The 3,275-nt window shown below is 47.8% G+C and carries 5 protein-coding genes; all 5 read left to right on the top strand.

Annotated elements, in window-relative coordinates; translation table 11 throughout:
* Positions 1–348: ABC transporter substrate-binding protein (locus PHU49_16210; GenBank protein ID MDD5245554.1), on the top strand; the 348-nt coding region annotated here is incomplete at its 5' end.
* Between the two features lie 27 nt (positions 349–375).
* Complete coding sequence (locus PHU49_16205) at positions 376–1,260, top strand: branched-chain amino acid ABC transporter permease (GenBank protein MDD5245553.1); 885 nt, start codon at positions 376–378, stop codon at positions 1,258–1,260.
* 4 nt (positions 1,261–1,264) lie between these two features.
* Positions 1,265–2,236 carry a branched-chain amino acid ABC transporter permease gene (locus PHU49_16200; GenBank protein ID MDD5245552.1) on the top strand — a complete coding sequence of 324 codons (972 nt, stop codon included), beginning with the start codon at positions 1,265–1,267 and terminating at the stop codon, positions 2,234–2,236.
* Complete coding sequence (locus PHU49_16195; GenBank protein MDD5245551.1) at positions 2,214–2,969, top strand: ABC transporter ATP-binding protein; 756 nt, start codon at positions 2,214–2,216, stop codon at positions 2,967–2,969. The genes PHU49_16200 and PHU49_16195 overlap by 23 nt, the downstream gene beginning before the upstream one ends.
* Before the next feature lies 1 nt (position 2,970).
* On the top strand, positions 2,971–3,275 hold a 305-nt coding region (locus tag PHU49_16190; GenBank protein ID MDD5245550.1), incomplete at its 3' end, for an ATP-binding cassette domain-containing protein.

Below are 3,275 nucleotides of genomic sequence, written 5' to 3'. Positions count from 1 at the left end.
AAAGCAGCCGGCAGGTATCCATCATACGCAGCAGAAGGCGCCTATGTGGGTATCCACATGATCGCTGAGGCAATCAGAAAGGTGGGTAATGCGAATGACACTGAAGCGCTTATAAAGGCCATGGAAGGTATGAAGATCGAGTGTCCCGAGGATCCACAAGGATTTACCTCCTATATCGATCCAAAGACACACCAGATCGTCCAGATTCAGGCGATTGGTACAACGGTAAAGAATGATAAATTCCCGCCGGCGAAATACATGCTTGGCAATTTCAAAGTGTATCCGGCAGACAAGCTGTGGCCAAATTTTGAATACATTGACTATATGACAAAAGTAAAAGGGAAATAGATTAAGTAAAGGGAACAGGGCTTAGGTATGGATATCAATACTTTTATCGCACAGTTTTTGAGCGGACTTTCCGTGGCCATGTTGTTATTTCTCGTTTCGAGCGGTCTTACCCTGATCTTCGGGGTAGTAAACGTCCTGAACTTCGCGCATGGTTCCTTTTATCTCCTCGGCACCTATTTCGCCTACCAGCTTATGCAGCTATTCAATAATTTCTGGGTAGGGCTCCTCGTTGGAGCTATAGGCGCGGGGATAGTAGGGATGGTGATCGAAACGCTCTTCCTCAGGCGTATCTATGGCCGGGCGCAGGAAGGCGCCTTTCAGCTGCTCATGACGTATGCATTTATCCTTATCCTCGACGACGTGGTGAAATTTATCTGGGGTCCTGAATACAAAACCATACCTAAGCCTGCTTCCCTTGTAGGTTCTTTGAACATAGGGTCTGTAATGATCCCGGTTTATAACGTGTTCATTATCATTATTGGTCTGCTCGTAGTCTTGTTTGCATGGTATTTTCTCACGAAGACCGACACAGGCAAGACGGTGAGGGCATCATCGCTTGACAGGATTATGCTCGGTCTTCTGGGAACAAATGTCCCCATGATCATGACACTTGTATTTGGAGTGGCTACGGCAATGGGCGGTCTTGCCGGTGTGCTGGCCGCACCTTTAAGAACGGTTACGCCAGGCGCGGGCGTCGAATTCATTATCGACTCGATGATCGTAGTGGTAATCGGAGGATTCGGGAATTTCTGGGGCGCCTTGCTGGGCGCGCTCATCATAGGAGAGGTTCTTGCCTTCGGGATCCTGTGGATGCCGGAACTGGCTACGGTCCTGACCTTCATCGTCATGATCATCGTGTTGATCGTAAAACCTGAAGGGCTTCTTGCGAAAAAAGCGGTGGGGAGGAAATAGCACCTTGAAAAAGATAAAAGATTATCTGCCCTGGATCGTTTATTTCGTATTCTTTCTCGGGATACTTGTTGTCAATCCCGGTGCCCACTATATTCATCTCGTCGCGAGGATCATTATCTTCAGCCTTTATGCTGTCGCCTTTAATCTTTTGTACGGTACAACAGGACTGGTATCCTTCGGACACGCGCTCTTCTACGGAGTAGGCGCGTATATTACGGGCATGCTCGTCAAGGCAACGAGTCCGGAATTATTTCCTCTTTTTATTATCTTAGGCGCTTTGGGCGCGGCATTTCTATCTGTCTTTATCGGACTTTTAACGCTTAGGTTAACGGGTGTATACTTTACCATGCTGACGCTGGCCTTTGCCCAGTTGGTGTGGGGTCTCACGTTCAAGCTCTATAACTTCACAGGTGGGGACGACGGCATCCAGGCAATAGCCAAACCCGAGATCCTCAGCGGAGGTGTAACGAAATACTACCTCTTCAGCTTCATAGTGGTAACCATTTGTATGTTCATCCTTTGGAGGATCAGGAGATCACCCTTCGGAACTGTTTTAAACAGCATCAGGCAGAATCCGCAAAGGATTACCTTCCTTGGTTTGAACGTTTACAAAAACCAGTTGAAGGCATTTGTTATATCGGCCTTCTTTGCGGGTGTAGCCGGCGGTCTCTATGCCGGTCTGGACGGGAGTATCCACCCCGACATGCTGCACTGGCCGACATCAGGAAACGCAATCCTTATGGCAACCATCGGCGGCATGGGCACATTCTTTGGCCCTGTTGTCGGCGCTGGAATACTTACGGGATTGGAAGAGATAGTAGGGAAATACACTGAGTACTGGTCATTCTGTATCGGTGTTGTAGTGCTTATCGTCGTCCTTCTGTTCCCGAATGGTGTGCTGGGAATCAAAAAGACCGGCGGCAGCAAAAACAATGAGGAAAAGGAGACAGAGGTTGTCTGTAATTCTGGAGATTAAAAACCTTGATAAGCATTTTGGCGGAATTCATGTGACCAACCATGTGAATATCGACGTGAAGAAGGGCGAGATGTCCGCGATTATCGGGCCTAATGGTGCAGGGAAAACAACCCTTTTTAACCTTATAACAGGTCTCATTCCTTCTGACGACGGGACCGTGGTATATGAAGACCGTGACATAACCAGGGCAAGGCCTGAGAATATCGTCAAGCTCGGAATGGTGCGTGCCTTCCAGGTGGCAAGTGTCTTTCTGGAGGAGTCTGTCTTCGATAACATATACCTGGCAGCGCTCTCCAACCTCCGGAAGAACGCAAAGATTTTTACTGACAGACTGGCCTTTAAAGATGCCCGCGAGCACACAGAATTCATCCTTAACAAGATGGGACTTTTTGATTGCAAGGACCTGAAGGCCTCAGAATTATCCCATGGCGATATGAAGGTTCTCGATATAGCGATAGCCCTGACATTACAACCGAAGATATTGCTGCTCGATGAACCGACTGCCGGGATGGCGCCTGATGAACGGATAAAGATGATGGGTCTCCTGAAAGAACTCCATGAATTTTTCCAGTTGACAACGATCTTTATTGAACATGATATGGACATGGTTTTTGGTATTGCGGAGATCATCAGGGTCCTCGTGCAGGGTCAGCTTATTGCGGAAGGTCCGCCGGATTATATAAGCCAGCATGAAACGGTAATTGAAGCATATCTTGGGAAAGAGGTACTGTAAAATGGCTGATATCCTGATTGCAGAAAAGATCAACTCCTATTACGGAAAGAGTCATATATTGTTCGATGTCAGCTTTACGGTATATGAAGGCGAGACGCTCTGCCTCATGGGGCGGAATGGCGCGGGCAAGAGCACAACCTTCAAAACCCTTGTTATGGACGTTGTGCCGAAAAGAGGGAAGGTTTATTTTAAAGGAAAAGATATAACAGGGATGAAACCCTATAAGATTGCCCGCCTTGGCGTTGGTCTTGTACCAGAGGACCGTAAGATCTTCGGACCCCTCACGGTAAAAGAGAATCTGATCCT

It is taken from the genome of Syntrophorhabdaceae bacterium (assembly GCA_028713955.1).
Classification (GTDB): Bacteria; Desulfobacterota; Syntrophorhabdia; order Syntrophorhabdales; family Syntrophorhabdaceae; genus UBA5609.
Note: the sequence above shows the minus strand (reverse complement) of the source record. Positions and strands in the feature narration are given on the sequence as shown.